Origin of the sequence: Micromonospora zingiberis, from assembly GCF_004331455.1 — a bacterium.
Taxonomy (GTDB): Bacteria; Actinomycetota; Actinomycetes; order Mycobacteriales; family Micromonosporaceae; genus Micromonospora; species Micromonospora zingiberis.
In genome coordinates, this window is record NZ_SJJR01000012.1 from 25,557 (window position 1) to 44,004 (window position 18,448).

Genomic DNA, 18,448 nt, shown 5'->3' on the forward strand with positions numbered 1-18,448 from the left:
CAGATGGTTGCCTGGGGTCAGTGACGGGCCCCTGGGCATGTGCCGTGTCCGCCTCCGGCCGCTCGACCTCCCGCTGCGTCACCACCACCAATTGCCGGCCGCTCTTACTAACGCCTCGTGCATAGCAAGGGCCCCCTATTAACAACCGGGCGGTGCGTCGGCGCCCGAAGGTGTTAATAAGGTGCCCTTCCTCTACCGCAGGCGTTAATAGGGTGCCCTTCCTTGCACCCAGCCGCGCAGCGTGCGCGGTTGGCGCGGCTCAGCCGTCGCGGCGGGTGGTCCAGCGGAAGGTGGTCAGGCAGAGCACCAGGCCGATCACGCACCAGGCGCCGAGCACCAGGGCGACCCGGGTCAGCTCGAAGGATCCGCCGGGCTCGTTGGCGCCGAAGCTGTCCGGCAGGAAGACGGCCCGGAGCCCCTGGCACATCCACTTGAGCGGGAAGAGGGCCGCCACCTGCTGCATCCAGCTTGGCAGGTTGGTGAAGACGAAGAAGACCCCGGAGATGAACTGGAGCACCAGTGCGATCGGGGTGACCACCGCCGAGCCGCTGCGCGCGGTGCGGGCCAGCGACGAGATGGCGATGCCGCAGAGGGTGCAGGCGGTGATGCCCAGCGCGCTGACCCAGCCGAAGGTGAGCCACGCCGAGGCGGTGCTCGGCAGGTTCAGGTCGAACAGGGCCACGGAGACGGCGAGCAGTAGGGCGGTCATCACCACGCCGATCACCAGCACCATGATCACTTTGCCGGCGAACCAGACCCATTTCGGCATCGGGGTGCCCCGGTAGCGCTTGAGTACGCCCCGGTCCCGCTCGATGGGGATCCAGATGCCGAGGTTCTGGAAGCTGACCGTCATCAGGCCGGTCGCGATCATGCCGGTGATGAAGTACTGCGTGTAGCTCACCCCGTTGCCGAGGTCGCCGTCGAAGATCGAGGCGAAGATCAGCACCATGATGATCGGGAAGCCGAGTGTGAAGACGACCGATTCCCGGCTGCGCAGGAACTGCCGGATCTCCAGTCGCCCCTGGCGCAGGGCGAGGCTGGCCGGCCCCGGCCGGCGGGCTGGCGCGGCGGCGACCGGGGCCGCCGGCTTCGTCGTGGTGGTCATTGGTGTCCGATCATCCGCAGGTAGACGTCCTCAAGGGTGGGCCGGGTGACGGTCAGGCCGGGCACTTCGCCACCGAAACGCGCGGCCAGTTCCGTCACCAGCGCCGTCGGCGTCGCGCTCTGCGCGCTCTCCAGGGTGCCTTCCGGCGTACGCCAGGAGACCGTGGCCAGCGCCTCCTGCCGGTCGCCCAGGCTGTTCGGCGGGGCCACCTCGACCAGCCGGCCACCGGCGATCACGCCGACCCGGTCGGCGAGCGCCTCGGCCTCGTCAAGGTAGTGGGTGGTGAGCACGATGGTGGTGCCGGCCGCGGAGAGGTCACGGATCAGGTCCCAGAATTCGCGTCGCGCCTCCGGGTCGAAGCCGGTGGTCGGCTCGTCGAGAAAGAGCAGTTCGGGACGGCCGATGATGCCGAGGGCGACGTCCAGTCGGCGTTTCTGCCCGCCGGAGAGGGTGTGCGTACGGGCGCGGGCCTTGCCGGCCAGGCCGACGCGCGCGATCACCTTGTCCGGGTCGTCGGCGTCCGGGTAGAAGCCGGCGAAGTGGTGCAGCACCTCGGCGACGGTCAGCTCGTCGAATTCGCCGGTGCCCTGGAGCACGATGCCCACCCGGGCCCGCCAGTGCGGGCTGGCCTCGGTCGGGTCGGCACCGAGTACCCGTACCTCACCGGCGTCGCGGTGTCGGTAGCCTTCCAGGATTTCCACGGTGGTGGTCTTGCCGGCGCCGTTCGGCCCGAGCAGGGCGAACACCTCGCCCCGGTGGACGTCCAGGTCCAGCCCGGCCACCGCGACGGTGTCGCCGTACGCCTTGCGCAGCCCGCGGACGTGGATCGCGACGTCGTCACTCATGCCGTCAAGTGTGCGGCCCGCGGGGGCCGGCTGTCCGCACCGGGGGTGGTGGTCCCCGCCACCCGCCCGAGGTGTTAACAGGGGGCCCTTCCTCTACCGGAGGCGTTAAGAAGGTGCCCTTCCTTCGCGGTCAGCGGTGGCTGTAGGTCATGCAGTCGGCCATGTCGGCGTCGGGGCCGACCCGGATCGCGGGTGCGTGGCACTCCAGTTGCTCGTTGTGCCGGCAGTCGGCGCGCTGGCAGGCGCCCACCTGGGCCTGCTGGCCGTCGGTGCCGGCCCGGACGGCGGGCATCTCGATGAAGGTGTGGCAGTGGGCGTGGTCCATGCTGCCGATCGTGATGGCGAAGGCGTGGCAGTCGCCGGTGTGGTTGTACGCGCAGGCGGCCACCACACACTCCTGAACGCGCGGCATTTCCATTGCTGCGGTCATCGCGACCTCCCATAGGCTTTTGCCTGATTTTAGGCATGTGGGAGTTATGCGCGATCAGGTTCGGATGGATTGGCCGGCCAGCGGCAGCCCGGGTCGGCGGGCAGCCTAGGCCGGCGGGGTGCCGAGCACCTCGGAGAGCAGGGCCGGTTCGAGGCCCCGTTCGGCGAGTCCGGCCAGGATGTGCGGCAACGCCTCGTCGGTCATCGGCGCGTTGGCTTCGGTCACGTGCAGCACGATCACCGACCCGGGGCGTACCCCGTCCAGCACGGCCCGCACGATCGGTTGCCAGGCCGTGGCGAAGGGGTCGCCGCTCACCACGTCGCCGTCGACGACCGTGAGGCCCAGCGGGGCGAGTTCGGTGAGCGCGGTCCGGTCGTGGCAGAGGCCCGGGAAGCGGAAGTACCGGGTCTGCCGCCCGCCGTACGCGCTGACGATGTCGAAGGTACGCGCGACGTCGGCGGTCATCTGTCGCCGGTCGATCCGGGGCAGCCCGTAGCAGTCCGCGGTGAAGGCGAGGTGCCCGTAGGTGTGGTTGGCCAACTCGAAGTGCGCCCCGGCGGCGAGTCGCCGGGTCACCTCCGGGTACTGCTCGACCCACTTGCCGGTGAGGAAGAAGGTGGCGGGGACCTCCTCCCGCTCCAGCCGGTCGATGATCTTCAGATTGGCGTACGACCGCACGGCGCCGCTGCGCAGTTGGCGCCGCATCGCGTCGGTCATGTCCGCGTCGAAGGTGAGCGCCACCTTGTTGCCGCTGCGCGGGCCGTGGTCGAGTACCGGGGGCAGCGTTCCGGGCCGGGTGGCGCCCGGCAGCGCCCCGGCCGACGGGGTGGCGGGCGCACTCGGCGGCGGTACCTCGGGCGCCCCCAGGCCCACCTCCGCCTTGTCGATCGTCGCGGCGGTGCTGGACGGCTGCACCAGGACGGCCGCGCTGTCCCGCTGCTGGAGCGGGTTCACGACGATCAGCAGGGTGACGGCGACGGCGACGGCGGTGAGCGTCGCGACGAGCGAAACGTGGGAAGTCTTCACGGGCACCGGGAGATGATGCCAACCCGCGCGGGGCCGGCAACACCACCGGTCCGGCAGCGCTGGGTAGCGGGTGCGGCGTCGGCGTCGGGCGTACCGTGCCCGGCGAGCGGGCCCGCCGACCCGCCGCCCGGGTCAGACCCGGAAGCCGGCCTCTCGGGCGGCTTGGCGTTCCCGGCGGCGGTCCGCCCGACGACGCAGGAACCAGGGCAGGAAGAGCACGAAGGCGACCAGGAACACCAGCACCAGCACCGGCAGGATGATCGCGACGAGGGACATCAACACGCTGGTGGCGTCCTCGGCGGTGCTCGCCACCGGGGCTCCGACGCCGGCCGTGGCCGCGTTGATGACCGGCCGGGCGGCGGACTTGAGCAGATGGATGGCGAGGGCGATGAACACCCCGACCAGCACCGGCAACCACTGACCCCCGTTGGCGAAGAAGCTGTCGGGGTCGCTCACGGTCACCGTCTCGGCGGCCGAGCCGGCGCCGAACGCCAGGCCGCCCGCGGTCGGCCGGACCACCGTCTGGACCACGTCGTTGACGTGATCCACCACCGGCACCTTGTCCGCGACCATCTCGACGACCAGCAGCACGGCGAGGATGCCCAGCACCCAGCCGTTGCCCAGCCACTGCCAGCCGCCGGGCAGGTCGATCACGCTGGTGTAGCGGGCCAGCACCCCCATCACCAGCAGCGGGATGTACGCGTTCAACCCCGCCGAGGCGGCCAGTCCGGTACCGGTGAGCAATTCGAGCACCATCTCAGCATCGCACCGGCACGCCAGTGGCGCTCGGCGGCGTTGCCCGGTGCCTCCGCTACCCTCGTCGGGTGCGGTTGGTGATTGCGAAGTGCTCGGTGGACTATGTCGGACGGCTCTCGGCTCACCTGCCGCCGGCCACTCGCCTGTTGATGGTCAAGGCGGACGGGTCGGTGTCGATCCACGCCGACGACCGGGCGTACAAGCCGTTGAACTGGATGAGCCCGCCCTGCCGGCTGGAGGAGGCGCCCGGCGTGTGGCGGGTGGTCAACAAGGCCGGCGAGGAGCTGCGGATCACCCTGGAGGAGATCTTCCAGGACACCTCGTACGAGCTGGGTGTCGACCCGGGACTGCGCAAGGACGGCGTCGAGGCGCACCTACAGGAGTTGCTGGCGGCCAACCCGGAGACCTTCGGCGAGGGGTACACCCTGATCCGTCGCGAGTACATGACCGCGATCGGCCCGGTGGACCTGCTCTGCCGGGACGCCAACCAGGGCACCGTCGCGGTCGAGGTGAAGCGTCGCGGTGAGATCGACGGGGTGGAGCAGCTCACCCGGTACCTCGAACTGCTCAACCGCGACCCGCTGCTCGCCCCGGTGACCGGGGTCTTCGCCGCGCAGGAGATCAAGCCGCAGGCCCGGGTGCTCGCCATGGACCGGGGTATCCGCTGCGTGGTGGTGAACTACGACCGGCTGCGCGGCATCGAGCGCGACGAGCTGACCCTGTTCTAGCCGACTACCTGCTGTGCCGCGAGCCCCGGATGAACTGGTCGACCGCAATCGCGGTGATCCCGTCGAGCAGGTGCGGCGCCAGCAGGTTGCCGTTGCTCAGTGCGGCGATGCCGTGCATCGTCGCAAAGAGCACGATCCCCACCCGCTCCGGGTCGCCGGGTTCGAGCACCCCCTCCGCCTGCCCCTGCACGATCAGGTCGTTGAGCAGCCCGAATGGTGCGGCGGCGGCCTCCATCAGCCGCTCGGCGGATTCCCCGTGCTTGCCGGCGAACATCAGCTCCAGCAGCGCGGCGTCCTCGGTGGCGAAGCGTAGGTAGGCCGCTGCCGTGGCATGTAGGCGCGGCGCGAACTCCGCCCCCGCGGCGGTGTGTGCCGCGCGCAGCTGGGCGTCCAGTCGGGCGAACCCGTCCTCGGCCAGGGCATCCAGTAACGCCTGCCGGTCGGGAAAGTGCCGGCGCGGCGCGGCGTGACTGACGCCGGCCTCGCGGGCCAGCTCGCGCAGCGAGAGCTGGTCGACGCCGTGCTGACGCAGGCTGCGTTCGGCGGCGGCGAGCAACGTCGCGCGGAGGTTGCCGTGGTGGTACGAGGACACGAGGTCACCCTAGCCGAGGATGTTGCCGTTGACATCTTTGTAGTCGGCGCCTACATTGTTTTCCATGACAACATTCACGGCAGCGGAACTGCCCGTCATGACCGGCCGCACCGTCGTCATCACCGGAGCCAACAGCGGCATCGGTCGCGCCGCCGCCCACGCCCTCGCCGCCAAGGGCGCCCGCGTCGTGCTCGCTGTTCGTGACCTCGCCAAGGGCCGCGTGGCCGCCGCGACCATGACCGGCGACCTCGACGTACGCCGGCTCGACCTGGCCGACCTCGCCTCGGTCCGGGCGTTCGCCCAGGAGTTCACCGACCCGGTCGACATCCTGATCAACAACGCCGGACTGATGATCCCGCCGCTGGGCCGCACCGCCGACGGGTTCGAGCTTCAGTTCGGCACCAACCACCTCGGGCACTTCGCCCTCACCAACCTGCTGCTGCCGCAGATCCGTGGCCGGGTGGTGACGGTCTCCTCCAACGCGCACCGGACCGGCAGGATCGGCTTCGACGACCTGAACTGGGAACGCCGCCCCTACCGGGCGATGTCCGCGTACGCCCAGTCGAAACTGGCGAATCTGCTCTTCACCGCGGAACTGCAACGCCGCCTCACCGAGGCCGGCTCGACGGTGCTCTCGACCGCCGCGCACCCCGGCCTCGCCGCCACCCACCTCGTCGACCACCTCAGCGCCGAGGGGTCCCTGCGGCGCCGACTCCAGACCCTGCTGCTCACCCCCCTCGCGCAGAGCGAGCAGGACGGCGCGTTGCCCACGCTGTTCGCGGCGGTGGCGGATGTTCCCGCCGGCGGCTACGCCGGTCCGAGCGGCTTGCTACAGGGACGCGGCGCGCCGAAGCTCGTCGGCCGGTCGAAGACCGCGCGGGACGCTGCCCTCGCCCGCCGCCTCTGGACGGTCTCCGAGGAACTGACCGGGGTGGCCTTCCCACTCGGTCAGCCGACGACGTTGACCAGCTAGGGCTTCCGGCCGTACAGCAGCTTCACCGCCTTGACCAGGCGGTCGACGTCGGCCGGGGTCCGCTCGAAGGTGGTGGACGGCAGCGGTGAGCGGGCCCGGCGGCGGGTCACCGCCTTGGCCCGGGCGAACTCCCGCAGCCCGTCCTCGCCGTGGATACGGCCGAAGCCCGACTCGCCGACCCCGCCGAACGGCAGGGTGGACATCCCGGCGAAGGTGAGCGTCGAGTTGACCGAGGCCATGCCGGAGCGCAGTCGCCGCGCGATCGCCACCGCGCGCCGCCGGCCGAAGACCGAACCGCCCAGGCCGTACGGCAGGGCGTTGGCTCGGGTGAGGGCCTCGTCGGCGTCCCGGACCCGGTTGATGGTCACGGTGGGACCGAAGGTCTCCTCGCGTACGGCGGCAGCGTCCTCCGGCACGTCCACCAGCACGGTCGGATGGGCGTATGGCGGGCGTACCGCGTCCGGGCCGCCCAGCGCGGCACGGCCACCCCGGGCCAGCGCGTCGTCGATGTGGCGGCGGATGACGTCGAGCTGGCTCGGCATGGTGATCGGGCCGACATCCGCGCCGTCCGCGCCGACGGTGAGCCGGCCGGCCCGCTCCACCACCTTGTCGACGAAGGCGTCGAAGACCGGCTCCACCGCGTAGACCCGCTCGATGCCGATGCACGTCTGGCCGGCGTTGGTCATCGCGCCCCAGACACACGCCTCGGCGGCGGCGTCCAGGTCGGCGTCGGCGTCCACGATCATCGCGTCCTTGCCGCCCGCCTCCAGCAGCACCGGGGTCAGTGACTCGGCGCAGGTCGCCATGACCTTCTTCGCGGTCGCCGTGGAGCCGGTGAAGGCCAGCTTGTCGACCCCGGCGCGGCACAGCGCGGCACCGGTGTCGCCGAGGCCGTGCACCGCGGTGAAGACCGGCCGCTCCGGCACCACCTCGGCGAAGGTGTCGACCAGCCACTGTCCGGCGACCGGGGTGTACTCGCTCGGCTTGAGGACCACCGTGTTGCCGGCCGCCAACGCGTACGCGGCGGAGCCGATCGGGGTGAAGACGGGATAGTTCCACGGGCCGATGACGCCGACCACTCCGTGCGGTTGGTACTCCAGGTGGGCGGAGAACTCCGCCAGGATGAGCCGGGAACGGACCTTGCGGGGACCGAGCACCCGGCGCGCGTTGCGGGCCGCCCAGTCGACGTGCTCCACCGCGCTGACGATCTCGACGAGGGCGTCGGCGACCGGCTTGCCGCCCTCGACGTGCACCAGTTCCGCCAGCTCCTCCATCCGCTGGGCGAGCAGCCGCCGCCAGCGCAGCAACCGGTCGCGTCGTGCGTCGAAGCCGAGTCCGGCCCACCACTGGCCGGCGGCCCGGGCCTGCTCGACGGCCCGCGCGACGTCGTCGGCGGTGGCGACCGGCAGCCGCCCGGCCTCGTCGCCGGTCGCCGGGTTGGTCGAGATCAGGTGACCGCCCTCGATCACGGGGGTGCCCGGGAGATGCACAGCCGTCATGGCGGGGAGTCTAGACCCGAGACCTACTCGTCGGTAGGGGTGTCGAGTTGGCCTTGAGCTGACCAAACTGGGCGTCGATCACGCCGTCGAATAGGCGGATCCGATTCCGCCGGGTCGCCCGGCGATCAGCGCGAGACAGCGAACACAAAGTGGCCGGGCGGTTACTCGGTGATGACCGGACGGGCGGTGGAGGTGTCCGGGCGGCGATGGCAGGCTGACCAGGGGGTGGCCGCACGGGGTGGAGGTCTGACAGTCCATGGAGGAACATCCGCAACTGCTGCCGCTGCTGACGGTGGCCACCGGCCCGATGCGTGGGGTCGGTTTCCGGCTGCGACACGAGCCGCTGGTGATCGGCCGTGACCCGGCGGTCGACATCGTCGTGCACGATCCGCACCTGAGTCGCCGGCACGCCGAGGTCCGGCTGACCGGGGACGGGGTCTCCCTGGTGGATCTCGGCTCCACGAACGGCACCTGGGTGAACGAACTGCGTACCACCGCGGTCGTCCGGCTCGCCGACGGAGACGTGATCCGGATCGGCCGTACCGAGTTGCGCTTCTTCGATCCCGGCCTGGCGCGGACCGATCCGGTGGGCCTGAGCCTCGGGTTGCCCCGACAGGAGCGGCGCACCACGCTGGTGCTGCCCGTCCCGGCCGGCCCCACGCCAGGCCAGGTCGCGTCCACCCCGGCGGTGGCCCCGTAGCAGGCTGTCCGCGCCCACCCCGCGCCGGCTGGAATTCGCCCCGCGACCGGGCGGCGGCGCGCGGCGTGGCAGACTCGCGCGCATAGCCTTAGCGGCCGTTAAAGTCCGGCCGTACGGAGCGGACAGGGGAGGCCGGTTGATGGCGCGCGAGTTCACCAGTGTGGGCGTGGTGGGGTTGGGCACCATGGGTGCCGGCATCGTCGAGGTGTTCGCCCGCAACGGCATCGACGTGCTGGCCGTGGAGATCTCCGACGCCGCCCTGGACCGCGGGCGGGCCAACCTGACCGGCTCGACCGACCGGGCGGTGGCCCGGGGCAAGCTCGCCGAGGCAGACCGGGACGCCCTGCTCGGCCGGGTCACCTTCGCCGTCGGGCTGTCCGCGCTGCACTCGGTGGACCTGGTGATCGAGGCGGTTCCGGAGCGCCTCGACCTGAAGCAGCGGCTCTTCGCCGAGTTGGACCGGGTGTGCAAGCCGGAGGCGATCCTCGCCACCAACACCTCGTCGCTGAGCGTCACCGAGATCTCGGTGGCGACCGGCCGACCCCAGCAGGTGATCGGCATCCACTTCTTCAACCCGGCGCCGGTGATGAAGCTGGTCGAGGTCGTGCGTACGGTGGTCACCTCCGCCGACGTGGTGGCCGACGTCGAGGCGCTCTGCGTGCGGCTCGGCAAGGTCGACGTGACGATCAACGATCGGGCCGGGTTCATCGCCAACGCCCTGCTGTTCGGGTATCTCAACCACGCGGTCGGCATTTTCGAGGCCCGGTACGCCAGCCGCGAGGACATCGACGCCGCGATGAAGCTCGGGTGCGGTCTGCCGATGGGCCCGCTGGCCCTGATGGACCTGATCGGCCTGGACACCGCGTACGAGATCCTCGACACCATGTACCGGCGTGGCGGGCGAGACCGTCGGCACGCCCCGGTGCCGCTGCTCCGGCAGATGGTCACCGCTGGGCTGCTCGGTCGGAAGTCCGGCCGTGGCTTCTACACCTACGAGCGGCCCGGCTCGGCCAAACTCGTACCGGACGAGCTGTCGCCGGATCCGGCGCAGTCGGCACCCGCCGACGGCGGGCGAGTCATCACCAAGGTCGGCGTGGTCGGCGCCGGGGCGAGGGCCGCCGGCCTCATCGAGGTCTTCACCGCCGCCGGCTACCAGGTCGTGTCGGGCGAGGGGAGCCCCGGCACGCTGGAACAGCTGGCCGACGTCGACCTGGTGATCGAGGCGGTGGCCGAGGACTTGGGCGTCAAGAAGGCCCTCTTCGCCACCCTGGACGAGGTCTGCAAGCCGGGCGTGGTGCTGGCCACCACCACCGCAGCGCTGCCGGTGATCGAGCTGGCGATGGCCACCCAACGCCCGGCCGACGTGGTGGGCCTGCACTTCTTCGACCCGGCCAGGCCGCTGGTGGAGATCGTCCGGACGATCCGTACCTCGGCGGAGACCGCCGACACCGCCCGCGCGGTCGCCGCCGCCCTCGGCAAGACCGGCATAGTCTGCGACGATCGGTCCGGTTTCATCGTCAACGCGCTGTTGTTCCCGTACCTCAACGACGCGGTGCGGATGCTGGAGGCCAACTACTCCAGCACGGACGACATCGACAACGCGATGAAGCTGGGCTGCGGCTACCCGACGGGCCCCTTCGAGCTGCTCGACGCGGTCGGGCTGGACCTGGCGCTGGCCATCCAGCGGGCGCTGTACCTGGAAACGCGGGAGCCCGGACTCGCCCCGGCGCCGCTGCTGGAACAACTCGTCACCGCCACCCGCACCTTCCGCACCCACCCCCGCCCCTAGCCGCACCGGCGGGCTTGCTTGGTGGAGGGGTTGGCGGTGGGGGTGGCGGTGTAAGGAAGGGCACCTTATTAACGCCTCCGGTAGAGGAAGGGCCCCTTGTTAACACCACCGGCGCCACCTCACAGCAGGTGTGCCGCCGGTACGCCCGTACGCTGGATGATGTGAGTCCCCGTCGTAACCGTCCTCGCCGCGACGACGCCGCAGCCCTGGACGCCGAGCGCGCCCGCCACGGCGTCGCGTCGGTGCAGCAGTGGCGCGACGGCGACTGGCAGGTACGCGCGATCAGCGGTGGCGCGTCGGTGAAGACGTACCGCTGCCCCGGTTGTGACCAGGAGATCCGACCTGGCGTGGCGCACCTGGTCGCGTGGCCGGCGGACGGCCGGGGCGACCTGACGGACCGGCGGCACTGGCACAGCGGTTGTTGGCGGGCTCGTGAGCGTCGAGCCCCGGCGGTCCAGCGCGGGCGGAGCGCGCCCCGCCACGGCTGACGTCGGCCCGACCCGGTGTTAATAAGGGGCCCTTCCTCTACCGGAGGCGTTAATAGGGGGCCCTTCCTTACACCGCACCCAGGCAGGGGAGACTGAAGGTATGAGTGCACCCATTCGCGCGTCCTCGATTCTGCCGGGGCACCGGGAGGACATCGAGTTGCACACCGCGGACGGGCTGCGCCTGGTCGGTGAGCTGGCCCGCCCGGTCGACCGGCCACCGGCGGCCACCCTGGTCTGCCTGCACCCGCTGCCCACCCATGGCGGGATGATGGACAGCCACGTGTTCCGCAAGGCGGCCTGGCGGCTGCCCGCGCTGGCCGACGTGGCGGTGCTCAGGTTCAACACGCGCGGCACCAGCAGTGTGCGTGGCACCAGCGAGGGGACGTTCGACTCGGCCGTCGGCGAGCGCTTCGACGTGGCCGCCGCCATCGAGTACGCCGAGTTCCACGAGCTGCCGAACGTCTGGCTGCTCGGCTGGTCGTTCGGCACCGACCTGACCCTCAGGTACGGCTGCGACCCGGCGGTGACCGGCGCGATCCTGCTCTCGCCGCCGCTGCGTTTCTCCGGCCCGGCCGACCTGGCCCAGTGGGCTGAGTCGGGCAAGCCGCTCACCGCGCTGGTGCCGGAGTTCGACGACTATCTCCGCCCCGAGCAGGCCCGTGAGCGGTTCGCGGCGGTGCCGCAGGCCGAGGTGGTCGGCGTACCGGGGGCGAAGCACCTCTGGGTCGGTGACGCCGAGACCGTGCTCGACGAGGTGGTCCGGCGGGTCAACCCGGCGGTGCCGGTGCCGCTGCCGACCACCTGGGACGGCCCGATGGAGACCGGCGACGCCAGCGCGTACGCCGACCGCACGGTGGCCGCGTTCGCCGACGTCCCGGTGACGGGCCCGGAGCAGCGTCAAGCCTGACCGGCCCGGGGCAGCGTCGAGCCTGACCGGCCCGGGGCAGCGTCGGGCCTGACCGGCCCGGAGCGAGTGAGTGGTCAGCGGGCGTCCTGACGGGGGAGTACCACCTCGCGCAGGATCAGTTGGACGGCCGCCACGGTGGGGATGGCGATGAGCGCGCCGATCACGCCCAGCAGGGACACCCCGAGTAGCGCCGCGACCAGCGCGGCGACCTCGTTGACGTGCACCGACCGGCGCATGATCTTGGGGTAGATGAGGTAGTTCTCGATCTGCTGGTAGACGACGAAGAAGACCACGCAGGCGATCCCGATGGACGGGTCGGTCGCGAAGCCGACCAGGCTGACGATCACCGCACCGAGCGTCGCGCCGATCTGCGGGATCAGGTCGGTCACCGCGACGACGACGGCCAGCGCGAACGGGTACGGCAGGCCGAGGACCAGCGCGAACACGAAGGTGGTCGCCCCGGCCAGCACCGCGATGGCGAGCGCGCCGACCATGTACGCGCCGACCTTGGTCAGGATCTCGTCGCCGATGAGCTGCACCCGCTCCCGACGGGAGCCCGGCACCAACGCGTACCCGAGGTCGCGCATCCGGTCGAAGTAGACCAGGAAGTAGATGGTCAGCACCAGCACGGTCAGCACCCGGAAGACCGTGCCGAAGACCAGCTGGGCGCCGCCGAGCACGCCGCCCAACGCCCGGCCGACCACATCCGCGTTGGCCGCCTCCTGGACCCGGCGCGTCAGGTCGAAGCGCACCACGAGGTCGTTGACGGTTTCGTTGCGGCGCAGCGCGTCCAGGTAGCTCGGCACCTGGTCGAGGAACTGCCCGGACTGGGTCACGATCGGCGGTACCAGGGCCAGCACACCGGCGCCGAGCAGCGCCAGCACGGTCAGCGTCACCGTCGCCACCGCGAGCCCGCGCGGCACACCCCAGGAGCGCAGCCGGACCACCGCCGGGTGCAGACCCACCGCGAGGAACAACGCGATGACCACCAGGACCAGGATCCCCGCCGCGTTGCGCAACCCCAGATAGACGGCGTACGCGGACAGTACGCCGAGGGCGCCGGTGAAGCCGACCAGGAAACTGTTGCGCCGCAGCGGGCGCCCCGGAATCCCGAACCTTCCGGCGTCCCCACCCACCATCCGATGTGCCGGAGCGGGCGCCGCCACCGCCCCCGGCGACGCCGGAACGGATTCCGTCGGCGGGTGCGGGGCTGTGGTGGGTGCTGGCTGGTGTGGCGCTGTGGTGGGTGCGGTCGGTTGGTGTGGCGGTGCGGTGGGCCCGGTGGGCTGGTGTGGCGCTGTGGTGGGCTGGTGTGGCGGTGTGGTGGGCGCGGTGGGTTGGTGTGGCGGTGTGGTGGGTGCGGTGGGTTGGTGTGGCGGTGTGGTGGGTGCGGTGGGTTGGTGTGGCGGTGTGGTGGGTGCGGTGGGTTGGTGTGGCGGTGTGGTGGGCGCGGTCGGTTGGTGCGGTGGTGAGGTGGGCCCGGCTGGTTGGTGCGGTGCCAGGGGGGTCGCTTCCGGGGCGCCGGGTGGTACCTCGGGTGCGGTTGTGCCATCGCCCGGCCCGGCCCCGCCGTCCGCCGATCCTGCCCGGGACTGCTTCGGCCTGTCTTGCGCCATCGGTCTCCCCGTTCACGCGCCGACGTGCATCCGTCGGCTGTCCATGCTGGCCCGGCCGGGCTGGTGGTCAAGCGGCCGGGCTGGTGGCCAAGCCCGCTTACCCCGAGGACACCGCAGTGAGCCGGGCTGCTGGCCCGGCCGGGCCAGCGGTCAAGCCCGCTTATCCGGGGGTGCCGCAGTGAGCAGGGCCGGGCTGCTGGCCCGGCCGGGCTGGCGGTCGCTGGTAATGGCCCGCCGCGCCCGGCGCGTCACCGACTCGCGGGGCGGGTGGTCGGAATGTGGTTACCGTCGCTTGACGTGGCCGATGAAGACCTGCCAGGTCTGCGGGGTGAACGCGAGCACCGGGCCCTGCCGGTCCTTGCTGTCGCGGACCGCCACCACGTCGGGCAGGTCGTCGGCCACCTCGACGCAGTCGGTGTTCCCGCTGCGGGTGGCGGTGCGCCAGGTCGCGCCGGTCAGGTCCATGACTTCGCCACTTCCTTGAGGAGTTCGATCGACTGTTGGCGGGACAGTGCCTCGTTGCGCACGGTCTCCCACCGCGCCAACAGGGTAGCCAAATCGGCCTCGCTGTCGGTCGGCCGGGCGGTCAGCTGGGCTTCCTGGCTTGCTACCCAGCCTCCGTCCACGCCTCGCGCCAGAGAGAACGGGCCGGACAGTCCGATGTGTAGCCCGACGCTGAGCGGGATGACGTGGATGCTGATGTTCGGCCGCTCGGCGCAGGCGATCAGATGCTCGACCTGGTGCACCATCAGCCCCTGGAAGCGTTCGTCCCGACGGTGCAGGATGGCCTCGTCGATGACCGCGATGAGCTGGGGCGGGTCCGGGCGGGTGAGGATGCCCTGCCGGTCCAACCGGGCTGCGGCCCGACGCTCCACTTCCTCGTCGCTGAGCAGGTCGTCGCAGCGGATCACCGCGCGGGCGTAACCCTCGGTCTGGAGCAGCGCCGGGATCAGTGTGGGCTGGAAGACCCGGAGCTGGCTGGCCAGGCGTTCGGCGTCCAGCCAGGGCAGGAACCACGAGGGCTGGCCTTCCCGCTCGGCGATCCGCAGCAGCGCCACCAGCAGGTCGCCGGAGCGCAGCACCTCGTCGGCGCGGGCGAGCAACGACCGGTCGTACGGTCGGCTGCCGGTCTCGACGGCGGAGACCATCGACGGTGAGTAGTGCACCAGCTTGCCGAACTCCTCCTGGCTCAGCCCGGCGGCGACGCGCAGCCGGCGTAACTGGGCCCGGATCAGGTCGGCGGTCGATTCCTCCACAGTGCCTCCACAATCGGGTGCCGAATATCGCTCGTCATCCCCTGGTGGTGCATGGGCTGCGCACCCACGTTACGACCAGGCTCGATGCCTTCCGACAGTAGTCGCCCGGTCACCAGACTGTCAGTCATGCCGGGCTCGTCCGCTGCCGGGAAGGGGCGCGGACGGGTCTTGGCCGGGCCGCCCCCCTTTCCCCCGGGCGGGGCGGCCCCTTCCAGCCGCTTTGGGTGCAGTTGTTGTCGCTGGAGCGGCAACAGACGTACCCACAGCTTCCTTCGCGGAGGTCGACGTGCGTGTTCGGTCGTATCGGTGCCCGACGAACGTCCTGCCACTCAGCGCGACCGGTAATAGCCACCCAAGGGCGGGGAGATCTTGGTACGAATGTGCCCCAGGAGGGGCGCACTCGTACCAAGATCTCGGGTGCCATGGCGTGGCAGCGAGGCTGCGCAGAAGGTTGGTCGGGATCAGCGGCGGATCTCTGGACCTGTTACTTCCCAGGCTGCATCCGTCTCCGGCCGCCCGACCTCCCGCTGCGTCACCATCACCAATTGCCGGTCGCTCTTGGGACCCACCGACAGATGCCGCTACTGCTGCGGGCCGAGTACCGCCGGTGCCCGGGGCGGCGGCAGAGCCTGGGCCAGCAGTGGTACTCGAACGGAGGCCGCCCATGATCACGACCCAGCTACCGACGCCGGGCCGTGGCCCCCGGTCCGAGCATCCTCGCGCGGTCGGCGCCGACGCCCCACACACCCCACTGCGCCCGATGTGGTGTTGCCGCGCAGATGGCCAGCCCTGGCCCTGTGCTCAGGCCCGGCTCCTGCTACGGGTCGAGTACGACGGGAACCCGATCGGCCTGTCGATCTACCTCGCCGGCCTGATGTACGAGGCCATGCGCGACCTCTACCGGCTCAACCCGCACGACGGCCCGGAGCCCAAGGCGCTGTTCGAGCGGTTCGTCGCCTGGGGCCCGCGTCGCCGACCGCACCCCGAGCAGACGCCGTGACCCGTCCAACCCAACGGGTGACCCGGCAGCCTGTCTCGCGTCGGCATCTGCCGACGCCGAGCCCGGCGCACCTCACACGCGAGGATCGTCCGGCCCGCACCGAGGCGCGCAAGCTGCCGGCCGGAGGCGCGCCGGGCGGAGGGCGCGTGTCGGCCGGAGGCGCCGGGTGGGCACGTGTCGGGCGGAAGGTCAGTCGGGCGGGGGTCAGTCGGAGGTGCCCCTGCTCGGTGCTGCCTCTCGCTCGGAGCTGACCTTGCTCGGTTTGGCGCTGCGCTCGTCGGTGGTCGGCTTGGTCGGCCGCTTGCCGTTTTCGCCGGTGCTGGTGATCTTGGTCGGGGTGGCGTCCCGGCCGCCCGTGCCGGGGACTGCCGCCACAGTGGGTTCGCCGTCGACGCCCGCGCTCGCGGTGCCGCCGTCGACCGTGGTCGGGTCGGCGGCCGGCTTCGTCGGTGAGGCATCCTCGACCGTGGTGACCGGCTCACCGACCGGCTTCGTCACCGGTCCGACGCCATCGCCGGCCGGGACACCACCGTCGGCGGCGGCGTTGGCCGCAGCGACACCAGAGCTGGCCGCAGCGACACCAGCGTTGGTCGCGGCGACACCAGCGTTGGTCGCGGGGACACCAGCGTTGGTCGCGGCGACACCAGAGTTGGCCGCAGGGACACCAGCGTTGGTCGCGGCGACACCAGAGTTGGCCGCAGGGACACCAGAGCTGGTCGCAGGGACACCGACGTTGTCCATGGCGGGCCGGTGGCCGTTGGTCGTCGTGTCGGCGGGAACGGCGACGGGGCCGCCGCCGTTGGCCGACGGGCCGTCCACGGTACGGGCGACGTCGGCGGGCGTCGGCGCTGCGACGGGTGCGGCCGAGCCGGCGGGGGCCGGTGACGTCGGGCCGGCGGAAGTGGTGGCCGACTCCAGCCGCAGTTCGAGCAGCTTGCGCTGCAACTCGTCGGACTCCTGCCGGGACTTCCAGGTTTCCTGGCGCAGGTCGGCGAGCTGCTGCTGAGCCTTGGCGATCTCCAGCATCACCTGGGCGAGTTGCTGCCGGCCCGCCGCCGCCTCCTGCTGGGTCGCGGCCAGGTGTTGCTGCGTGGTGGCCAGGTGTTGCTGGGTGGTGGCCGCGTACTCCTCGAACTGGCGGCGGGAGGAGGCGACGTACTCGTCGGCCTCGCGGCGGGAGGTGGTGGCGAACTCCTCGGCTTCACGTCGGGTGGTGGTCGCGTACTCCTCGGCCGCGCGGCGCTGCTCGACCGTCTCGGTCTCGGCCTGGCGCAGTAGCTCGCCGGCCTGCTCGTCGGCCCGTGCGCGGACGGCGGCGGCCTCCTCCTCGGCGGCCTGGCGGACCTGGTCCGCGCCCTGCTCGATCTCGTTGCGGCGGGCGGTGTACTCCGACTCCAACTCCGTGCGGCGAGTCTCGAACCCGGACTCCAGCTCGGCGCTGCGGGTGCGGATCTGCTCCTCCAGCTCGGCGGTGCGCGCGTCGATCCGCTGTTCCAGCTCGGCACTGCGCGCCTTGTACTGCTTCTCCAGCGCCTCGCGGCGGCTGGTGAACTCGCGTTCGGCGGTTGCCCTGCGCTGGGCCAGTTCCTTGTCCGCCGCCTCGCGCCGGCCGTTGACCTCCCGCTCCACACCGGCCCGCCAGGCACCCAACTCCTGCTGCGCCTGGGATCGCGCGTGCTGCACGTACCCCTCGGTCTCGGTGCGCATGCGTTGGGCGTACGCCTCGGTCTCGGCCCGGGTGCGCTTGGCCGCCTCGGTGGCCTGGGTGGTCAGCCGCTCGGTCTCCTGGCGGGCCTTGTTGCGGGCGGCCCGCCCGGCCTCGGCGGCGTCGTCGATGATCTGTTTGGCCTCCCGCTGGGCCTTGGCGTGCGTGGCCCGGCCGGCCTCGGTGGCCTGGTCGACCAGGCGCTTGGCCTCCTGCTGGGCCTTGGCGTGCACCTCCTTGGCCGCCTCGCGCAGCTGGGTCGCCTCCTGCTGGGCCTTGGCGTGCACCTCGCGGGCCGCCTCGCGCAGCTTGGTCGCCTCCTGCTGGGCCCGGCTGTGGATCTCCTTGGCGGCGTCCCGTAGCTGCGTGGCCTCCTGCTCGGCCTTGGCCAGCGCCTCCTGGGCGCTCTTGCGCAGCCGGGCGGCCTCCTCCTTCGCCGCCTTGCTGGCCGCCTCCGACTCGGCGCGACGAGCGGCGGCCTGCCGCTCCTCCTCGGCCCGGCGGGCGGCGAGGGCGATCTCGAAGTCCTTGAGCGCCTCGGCCGCCTCGGCCCGGGCCTCGTCGATGATGTGTTCGGCGGCGGCCCGGCGAGCCTCGATCTCCTCGTTCGCGACGGCGAGGATGTCCTCGGCCTGCTCCTCGGCCAGCGCCAGAATCTGCTCGACCCGGGGACCGAGGTGCCGGAACGCGGCCCGGTCGACCACGGCGACCTGCTTGCGTACCGCGGCCAGATCGCGCTGGAGCACCTCGACCTGGCCGGCCAGCTTGTGGATCTGGGCGAAGGCCTGTTCCCGTTCGGCCTCCAGCGCCGCGATCTCGTGCTCCGCACGAGCGACGTACTTCTCGACCTGTCGTTTGTCGTACCCCCGCAGGGCGGACTCGAAGCTGGGCTCCGTGGTCACGTCCCCGCCGAGAGCGAACAGTTCCTCGCCGTGCGACATGCTCCCATCCTCACACGCATCGGGCCCTCCTGGGGCGATACGGACGCCCCGGTTGGGAGCTACTTCACGTGCCCAGGTGGGCGGTCGTCGTA

General features: G+C 71.5%; 18 protein-coding genes. 7 read left to right on the top strand and 11 right to left on the bottom strand.

Going from position 1 to position 18,448, the window contains the following annotated elements:
* Positions 1–259: 259 nt before the first annotated feature.
* From E0H26_RS18145 to E0H26_RS18165, 5 genes are all read right to left on the bottom strand, one after another.
* Entirely contained in the window at positions 260–1,105 is an 846-nt protein-coding gene (locus E0H26_RS18145; protein ID WP_131305075.1) for an ABC transporter permease, read from the bottom strand.
* Positions 1,102–1,950: an ABC transporter ATP-binding protein gene (locus tag E0H26_RS18150; protein ID WP_131305077.1), complete on the bottom strand. Its 849-nt coding sequence runs from the start codon at positions 1,948–1,950 to the stop codon at positions 1,102–1,104. Before E0H26_RS18150 ends, E0H26_RS18145 begins: the two co-directional genes overlap by 4 nt.
* Before the next feature lie 130 nt (positions 1,951–2,080).
* The gene (locus E0H26_RS18155) at positions 2,081–2,380 is read right to left on the bottom strand and encodes a DUF1540 domain-containing protein (RefSeq protein ID WP_131305079.1); all 300 of its coding nucleotides are present in this window, start codon (positions 2,378–2,380) and stop codon (positions 2,081–2,083) included.
* A gap of 105 nt (positions 2,381–2,485) precedes the next feature.
* On the bottom strand, positions 2,486–3,412 hold the full coding sequence (locus E0H26_RS18160) for a polysaccharide deacetylase family protein (RefSeq protein WP_240742251.1): 927 nt from the start codon (positions 3,410–3,412) through the stop codon (positions 2,486–2,488).
* A 126-nt stretch (positions 3,413–3,538) separates the two neighbouring features.
* Entirely contained in the window at positions 3,539–4,159 is a 621-nt protein-coding gene (locus E0H26_RS18165) for a DUF4126 domain-containing protein (protein ID WP_131305337.1), read from the bottom strand.
* 71 nt (positions 4,160–4,230) lie between these two features.
* Here E0H26_RS18165 and nucS point away from each other — a divergent pair, with 71 nt between their 5' ends.
* Positions 4,231–4,890 carry an endonuclease NucS gene (gene nucS, locus E0H26_RS18170; RefSeq protein WP_131305081.1) on the top strand — a complete coding sequence of 220 codons (660 nt, stop codon included), beginning with the start codon at positions 4,231–4,233 and terminating at the stop codon, positions 4,888–4,890.
* A 4-nt stretch (positions 4,891–4,894) separates the two neighbouring features.
* On the opposite strand, the gene E0H26_RS18175 is transcribed toward nucS, so the two are convergent.
* On the bottom strand, positions 4,895–5,482 hold the full coding sequence (locus E0H26_RS18175; RefSeq protein WP_131305083.1) for a TetR/AcrR family transcriptional regulator: 588 nt from the start codon (positions 5,480–5,482) through the stop codon (positions 4,895–4,897).
* 64 nt (positions 5,483–5,546) lie between these two features.
* Between E0H26_RS18175 and E0H26_RS18180 the strand changes: the two genes are divergently transcribed.
* Positions 5,547–6,455, top strand: a complete 909-nt coding sequence (locus E0H26_RS18180; protein ID WP_131305085.1) for an oxidoreductase — start codon at positions 5,547–5,549, stop codon at positions 6,453–6,455.
* On the opposite strand, the gene E0H26_RS18185 is transcribed toward E0H26_RS18180, so the two are convergent.
* Positions 6,452–7,954 carry an aldehyde dehydrogenase family protein gene (locus tag E0H26_RS18185; RefSeq protein WP_131305087.1) on the bottom strand — a complete coding sequence of 501 codons (1,503 nt, stop codon included), beginning with the start codon at positions 7,952–7,954 and terminating at the stop codon, positions 6,452–6,454. The two genes, E0H26_RS18180 and E0H26_RS18185, sit on opposite strands and share 4 nt — an antisense overlap.
* 256 nt (positions 7,955–8,210) lie before the next feature.
* Between E0H26_RS18185 and E0H26_RS18190 the strand changes: the two genes are divergently transcribed.
* The 4 genes from E0H26_RS18190 (at position 8,211) to E0H26_RS18205 (ending at position 11,838) form a co-directional block, all read left to right on the top strand.
* Entirely contained in the window at positions 8,211–8,654 is a 444-nt protein-coding gene (locus E0H26_RS18190) for an FHA domain-containing protein (protein WP_131305089.1), read from the top strand.
* A 139-nt stretch (positions 8,655–8,793) separates the two neighbouring features.
* A complete protein-coding gene (locus E0H26_RS18195; RefSeq protein WP_131305091.1) occupies positions 8,794–10,443 on the top strand; it encodes a 3-hydroxyacyl-CoA dehydrogenase family protein in 1,650 nt (549 codons plus the stop codon).
* A gap of 161 nt (positions 10,444–10,604) precedes the next feature.
* Complete coding sequence (locus E0H26_RS18200) at positions 10,605–10,931, top strand: hypothetical protein (RefSeq protein WP_131305093.1); 327 nt, start codon at positions 10,605–10,607, stop codon at positions 10,929–10,931.
* A 100-nt stretch (positions 10,932–11,031) separates the two neighbouring features.
* A complete protein-coding gene (locus tag E0H26_RS18205) occupies positions 11,032–11,838 on the top strand; it encodes an alpha/beta hydrolase (protein WP_131305095.1) in 807 nt (268 codons plus the stop codon).
* Between the two features lie 74 nt (positions 11,839–11,912).
* Here E0H26_RS18205 and E0H26_RS18210 read toward each other — a convergent pair whose 3' ends face one another.
* From E0H26_RS18210 to E0H26_RS18225, 3 genes are all read right to left on the bottom strand, one after another.
* Positions 11,913–12,977, bottom strand: coding sequence for an AI-2E family transporter (locus E0H26_RS18210; protein ID WP_131305097.1), 1,065 nt, complete (start codon positions 12,975–12,977; stop codon positions 11,913–11,915).
* Positions 12,978–13,736: 759 nt separating this feature from the next.
* Complete coding sequence (locus tag E0H26_RS18220; protein ID WP_131305099.1) at positions 13,737–13,919, bottom strand: DUF397 domain-containing protein; 183 nt, start codon at positions 13,917–13,919, stop codon at positions 13,737–13,739.
* The gene (locus tag E0H26_RS18225; protein ID WP_131305101.1) at positions 13,910–14,710 is read right to left on the bottom strand and encodes a helix-turn-helix domain-containing protein; all 801 of its coding nucleotides are present in this window, start codon (positions 14,708–14,710) and stop codon (positions 13,910–13,912) included. Before E0H26_RS18225 ends, E0H26_RS18220 begins: the two co-directional genes overlap by 10 nt.
* A gap of 664 nt (positions 14,711–15,374) precedes the next feature.
* Between E0H26_RS18225 and E0H26_RS18230 the strand changes: the two genes are divergently transcribed.
* Positions 15,375–15,710 carry a hypothetical protein gene (locus E0H26_RS18230; protein WP_131305103.1) on the top strand — a complete coding sequence of 112 codons (336 nt, stop codon included), beginning with the start codon at positions 15,375–15,377 and terminating at the stop codon, positions 15,708–15,710.
* 204 nt (positions 15,711–15,914) lie between these two features.
* Here E0H26_RS18230 and E0H26_RS18235 read toward each other — a convergent pair whose 3' ends face one another.
* Positions 15,915–18,356, bottom strand: coding sequence for a hypothetical protein (locus tag E0H26_RS18235; RefSeq protein WP_131305105.1), 2,442 nt, complete (start codon positions 18,354–18,356; stop codon positions 15,915–15,917).
* Between the last annotated feature and the right edge of the window lie 92 nt (positions 18,357–18,448).